The sequence below is a fragment of the Bilophila wadsworthia ATCC 49260 genome (assembly GCF_000701705.1).
Lineage (GTDB): Bacteria > Desulfobacterota > Desulfovibrionia > Desulfovibrionales > Desulfovibrionaceae > Bilophila > Bilophila wadsworthia.
Genome location: NZ_JNJP01000014.1, coordinates 64,460 through 70,459, shown reverse-complemented (window position 1 = coordinate 70,459; position 6,000 = coordinate 64,460). Strand labels below are relative to the sequence as shown.

Sequence of the window (6,000 nt, the reverse complement as noted above, 5' to 3'; positions counted from 1 at the left end):
CTCCCCTCCCCCGGACCCCCACCCCTCATCCCCCCAAACGTTTTGACTGGTGGGGAGGCCGCGCGGCGGGAGTTCCTGCTGGGCGGGGAAAGGGGATGTTATACCCCCTCTTTCGCGGTTGGCAGGGAGTTCCTGCCGCGCGGGAAGGGGGAAAAACAACAACGGGTTACTGCCCGTCGAATAAGGAATATTGTCATGGCTGAAAAGAAAGCCCTTCTCGTGTTGGCAGATGCGCTTGATCTCAACGGTTCCGGCGGGGCGCTGGACAAGCTGAAGAAAAAGGCCGCCGTGCTGTCCCATGCGGACGCCGCCGGGCTCAAGGATCTGGCCGTCGCCCTCGGCGGAGTTTGCGCTGGCGCATCCGGCATCGAAGCCGCGTTTGAAGCGGACGCCGCGCTGGTGATCGTCGAAGGTGCGGACGCCCTCGCCCCGGCTCTTGAAGCCGCCGACCGCCGCACGCTGGTCGTGGTCGTTTCCGCTTCCGGCACGGCCTTCTACGGGCTTGCCGTCAACCCCAAGGCGGGCATCGTCGGACGTGCCGTCAACGCGCAGGACATCGCCGTGACCATCGCCACCATCGCCGACCTGCCCATCGACGAGGACTGCACCGGCGCGATCATCTATCAGGTGATGAAGAATCCCAACCTCAAGCTGGAAGAAATCAAGAAACTCAAGGAAGCCCTCGTCCGTATGGAGTCCGTCATCCAGCGCGACAACCGCGAACCCTGGGACAAGCACGACTGCGCATAAGCAGCTCCTTTGAAGCATTGGGGAAGGGAGGGAAAACTTTTCTGAAGAAAAGCTTTTCCCTCCCTTCCCCAAACCCCATCCCTCCCTTTCCAAAGACTTTTGTGTTTATCGAATCCCTGTTCGGTATTTTCCCGTGATATGGGAGTGTTCGCTCCGTGTGACGGGCTTCTTCAAAGATTTTCAGGCAAAAAAGACAAGGGGATATTTCCTCGTCTTTTCTGTTTTCATCTTCTTGTATTTTTTATCCATGTAGCCGGGAGACGTCCGCATCCGAAACGGCCTTACACGCCACCCGTCCCGCCGTCGACCCATACAAAATGTCTTGGGAGGTGGGAGGGCTTGGAGAGGGAACCTTTCCCCAGAGAAAGGCCACATTTGTTTTGGACGTAGTTTGGGTTGTCGCCTTTGATGAAGTCGGGGGAATGATTGCAGAAATTGATGAAGCCGTCTATAGCGGCGGCATGTTGAGGGGCCCTGCGTGTTTTCGGAGGTTTTACCGGAAGTCAGGAGCATTCTTTTCATCACGGAAAAGACGGCATGGCGATAGTCGGGCTGGCGCATGGGGACCGGACAACCGTTTCCGGATCGCACGCGTGCCGCGCCCCGAAGCCCGCAGACGTCCGGCGAGTCCTCCCGTTTGTCCGTTGCGCGCGGTGGCCCGAAGGGGCATGATGGGATTGCCGCACGCAGGGCTGCCCACTCCGGGGTGCAGGTTCCGCATCCGGCCGCGGCGAATGACGAGGAGGCCGCATGAACGCAGATCCGTTGACCTATGCCCCGTTTCTCTTACTCCTTCTGCTGGGCGCGCTTGTTGAAATCCGCTACTGGATCAGAAACCGCGCCCGGATGACGCCGAAGGCGCGGCTCAGGCGCGGCCTGTTCCTTGCCGCCGTGCCGGTGCTCTGCGCAGCGCTCTGGCTGGGCTGGGAGCGGGCGGCTTTTTGGCTGGAGGAGCATTCCGCGCCTCCGTATGCCCAGATCGAAGTCCCGGTATCGGACCTGAGGGACAATCAGGACGGCCTGCGGACGTTCACCGAGCGGCTCTGGGAAACGGTACGGAGCGGGACGCACGCCGAAGCGCAGGCCCGGCTCCATGATGCGCTCTTCTTCCTCGGCTTGTGCGAGCTGTCCTCCGGCTCGGGGGGAAAGGGCACCGTGGACGAGCCGCTCAGCACGCGCGACGTCAAGATCGCCGGGGTGACGGCCCTGTTCCGTACCGCGCTGGCGAACGGACATTTCGTGCTGTCCGACATTCTTGACCGCTACGCCGAGGCCAAGCGGGAGCATCCGGAGCTGCTTTCAAAGTAGCGGGAACGTTTCTTTCCCGCCGTCTCTTTCGGAACATTCCTTTCCTGAAAGGTGAGGGGGGGCGGCTTTCCCTGAGTTAAGGAGGATCTTGCCGCCCTATTGGTTATCTCCCCGCCTCACCTCCTAAAAAAGGGTGCTGCGCCTTCCAAGCGGAACACCCTTTATCTATCTAAAAAGTTTTTAATCCCTGACTCATGCCACTATCTTCTCATTCCCCTATCTCCCCATGCCAAGCCGCTTCATCTTGCGCTGGAGGGTGCGCAGATTTAGGCCGAGAGCCTCGGCGGCGTCGCCCCTGCGCCAGCGGCAGCGCTCAAGAGCCTGCCGGATGAGCCGTTCCTCAAGCTGAAGCGTGGCGGTCTCAAGGGTAAGCCCCTCGTGATGCAGGGCGGGGAAAAGCAGCTCCGTCTTGCCCGCATCGCCGAGTGACTCAAGGGCCACATCCCCGAAAGCCGTGTAACGGTCGAGAAAATTGTGCAGCTCGCGCACGTTGCCGGGCCAGTCGTAATGTTCCATCGCCAAACGCACTTGGAGCGGCAGGGCGCAGCTGATGCCTTTGCGCTCCATGTAGGCCTCGACAAGCAGCGGGATGTCCCCGTGCCGCTCGCGCAGGGGCGGCAATGTGATGGAAAGCACATGTACGCGGTAATAAAAATCCGAGCGCATCTTTTTTTCCAAAACCATTTTTGAAAGGTCTTGGTTCGTGGCCGCGACCAGACGGAAAGACGAGACCTTGGGGGTGTTGCTGCCGACAGGGGTATACATCTTGTTTTCGATGGCCCGGAGCAGTTTTACTTGGAGATGAATGGGCAGTTCGCCGATCTCGTCAAGGAACAGCGTGCCGTTGTGGGCAGCGCCTATATAGCCTTCCTTGTTGGCGTGCGCTCCGGAGAAGGCCCCTTTGGTGTGCCCGAAGAATTCGCTTTCGAGAAGCTGCTCGGGGATGGCCCCGCAGTTGACCGGGACGTAGTTGCCCTTCCGGGCGCTGTACTCGTGGATGGCCTTGGCGACGAGATCCTTGCCCGAACCTGTCTCGCCGTAAATGATGACGTTGGTGTCCGTTTCGGCAGCCTTGAGGATGAGGCCGTATACCCGCCGCATGGCCTCGCTTTTGCCGACGATGTTCCCCAACCCGTAGAGATTGCTGACGGAAGCCTTGAGCTGGCGGTTTTCTTCCTTGAGCTCAAGCTCTTGGAACTTCTGTTCGCTGATGTCCATCATCAGCCCTTCGAGGTAGCGCAGTTCGCCGTCGGCGTCGAAAACCCCCTCGCCCTGATCCCATATCCATTTCAGCCGCCCGGACGGGAGTGAAACCCGGTACATCACCTGATAGGGCTGGTGCGCGACAATACTGTCATACATGTTCCGGCGCGTCTTCTGGAGATCGTCGGGATGCATCATGCGCTCGATGGTATTGTTGTTGTTCCGTACCATGTCCTCGGCGGGGATGCCGAGCAGATCATAACTGCCTTTGCTGACGAATTCCAACGTATATTCAAGGCGTTCCGATACAATGGGGTCGGTGCGGCCCACGCGGCAGCGGTAGGCGAGCCCCGGCAGGTGATTGAGCAATCTGACGTAACTTTCCTCCACGGCAAGGCCGGGAGCGGACGCGAACAGTTCCATCGGCTTCTCTCTTGAATGATTTGTCGCGTTTAACGACATTTTTGTCGCTCTCGTTGTGCAGTATTTCACGTTTCAGGGCGGACGGCAAGGCCAGACGTGGGGAAAAGCGGCCCATGCCGGCGGCTCGCTCTTTTTTTCCCAAGAAAGATGCCCGGATAGGGAAACGGGATTTTCCGGGGGGACAAAGCCGGGCGGAGGGGAGGGCGGCAAAGGCCCCGGATGGGGTTGGCATCCAAAATGCAAAAGAAAAGGCAGCCAAGGAAAGCCAAACGCGGCCAGCGCCGCCATGTTCCGCAATCTATCCGGGAGGATCTGCCCATGTCACACGAACTCAGCGTTTCCATCGCCCGCCGGGGCGCCAAAGTCGATCTGGATATGGAATCCGCCGCTTTCGGCGTCATTTCCATCGACGGGGCTCAGATCCCCGCCGAAGAACGGCCCGGCACGGCCAAGAAGCTGCTCGCCTCCTCCGCGCTTTACTGTTACTGCGCCGCGCTGGACAAGGCGCTCGAAACCCGCAGCGCCAAGTACCGCCGCATCGAAGGCAAGGCCACGGTGCGCACCGGCACGGACGACAAGGGCCGGGGCCGCGTGACCGGGATCGATCTGGACGTGACCGTGTTCATGGATCAGGAATACGAGTTCATTTTCGACCGCGTGGAAAAGATCATGAAGCAGGGCTGTCTGATCACGGGCTCGCTCGAAGCGGCCTTCCCGGTGAAATACAATCTGAATCTCGAATGCGACGAGGACTAGGAGGCGCGCCATGCCCATACGCCTGACCGTCATCGGGGGAGGCCCCGGCGGGTACACGGCCGCCTTTGCCGCCGCCCGCGCCGGGATGTCCGTGACCCTCGTGGAAAGCGGGAACCTCGGCGGAACCTGCCTGAACAACGGCTGCATCCCCACCAAGACGCTGAAAGCCTCCGCCGACGCGCTGGAGCTGGCCTTGCGCCTGTCCCAGTTCGGCATCACCGGGCAGGGGGCTCCGGCTGTGGACCCCGCCGCCGTGCTGGCCCGCAAGGAAAAGGTCTGCTCCACCCTGCGCGGCGGGCTCGAAAAGGCTTGCGCGAGCCTCGGCGTCCGGCTCCTCAAGGGGCGGGGGCGCCTCGTCCATGCCGGGCTGGTGGAAGCCTCCACAGCCGAAGGCCCGGTTTCCGTCGAGGGCGACCGCGTGATCCTCGCTACGGGTTCGGGCGCGCTGGAACTTCCCGGCCTGCCCGTCGATCATACGCATATCCTGACCAGCGACGATGCGCTGGCGCTCGACCGGGTGCCCGCGTCCATCGCCATCGTGGGCGGGGGCGTCATCGGCTGCGAACTGGCGTTCATCTATCAGGCCTTCGGGTCCAAGGTCACGGTGGTGGAAGGCCAGAACCGCCTGCTGCCCCTGCCTTCCGTGGATGCGGACATGAGCGCGCTGCTCCAGCGGGAAATGAAGAAACGCCGCATCGGCTGCGAGCTGGGCCGGACGCTCAAGGACGTGCGCGTGGAGGGCGGCATGGTCAGGGCCATGCTCGGCGCGTCGCCGTTCATCAAGGAGCCCACGCCCGCACAGATGAAGGAAACGCCCATCGAAGCCGAAACCGTGCTGGTCACGGTGGGGCGCGCGCCCAATACCGCCGGGCTTGGGCTGGCCGAAGCCGGGGTCGCCGTGGACGGGCGGGGCTGGATACGGGCCGATGAGCACATGCGCACCTCCCTCCCCGGCGTGTATGCCGTGGGCGACGCGCTCGGGCCGTCCAGAATCATGCTGGCCCATGTCGCCGCCGCCGAGGGGCTGTGCGCCGTGCGCGATTGCCTTGGGCATGACGGGCGGATGGACTATTCCGCCGTGCCGTCCGGCATCTTCACGTCGCCCGAAATCGGCTGCGTGGGGCTTGCCGAAGCGCAGGCTTCTGAGGCGGGCCGCGATGTGCGTACGGCCACGTTCCAGATGCGCGAACTCGGCAAGGCGCAGGCCATGAGCGAACTCCCCGGCATGTTCAAGATCGTTTCGGACGGGGCCACGGGCAAGGTGCTCGGCGTACATATCGCCGGGGCCCATGCCACGGATCTCATCGCGGAAGCCGGGCTTGCCCTGCGTCTGGGCGCGTCCGTCCGGGACATCGCCTCAACCATCCACGCCCACCCCACCTTGGCGGAGGGCCTGTACGAAGCCGCGCTTTCCCTCGTCGAGGCTGGCGGATGAAGCACTGGGGAAGGGAAACTCTTCTGAAGAAAGGGGAGCCCGCTTTCCCCCTTCCCCAAGCCCCACCCTCCCATTCCAAAGGCTTTCGTATTTATCCAATCCCAGTTCACGGCGTTCCCAAAAAC

General features: G+C 62.0%; 5 protein-coding genes. 4 read left to right on the top strand and 1 reads right to left on the bottom strand.

What is annotated here, in order from left to right; translation table 11 throughout:
- The first annotated feature begins 195 nt into the window (after positions 1-195).
- Both T370_RS0107950 and T370_RS0107940 read left to right on the top strand, forming a co-directional pair.
- The gene (locus T370_RS0107950; RefSeq protein WP_029435386.1) at positions 196-750 is read left to right on the top strand and encodes a hypothetical protein; all 555 of its coding nucleotides are present in this window, start codon (positions 196-198) and stop codon (positions 748-750) included.
- A gap of 750 nt (positions 751-1,500) precedes the next feature.
- A complete protein-coding gene (locus T370_RS0107940; RefSeq protein WP_029435385.1) occupies positions 1,501-2,058 on the top strand; it encodes a hypothetical protein in 558 nt (185 codons plus the stop codon).
- A gap of 216 nt (positions 2,059-2,274) precedes the next feature.
- On the opposite strand, the gene T370_RS0107935 is transcribed toward T370_RS0107940, so the two are convergent.
- A complete protein-coding gene (locus tag T370_RS0107935) occupies positions 2,275-3,684 on the bottom strand; it encodes a sigma-54 interaction domain-containing protein (RefSeq protein ID WP_029435384.1) in 1,410 nt (469 codons plus the stop codon).
- A gap of 318 nt (positions 3,685-4,002) precedes the next feature.
- Between T370_RS0107935 and T370_RS0107925 the strand changes: the two genes are divergently transcribed.
- Both T370_RS0107925 and lpdA read left to right on the top strand, forming a co-directional pair.
- A complete protein-coding gene (locus T370_RS0107925; protein ID WP_029435382.1) occupies positions 4,003-4,440 on the top strand; it encodes an OsmC family protein in 438 nt (145 codons plus the stop codon).
- Positions 4,441-4,450: 10 nt separating this feature from the next.
- Complete coding sequence (lpdA, locus tag T370_RS0107920; RefSeq protein WP_029435381.1) at positions 4,451-5,875, top strand: dihydrolipoyl dehydrogenase; 1,425 nt, start codon at positions 4,451-4,453, stop codon at positions 5,873-5,875.
- The last annotated feature ends 125 nt before the right edge of the window (positions 5,876-6,000 follow it).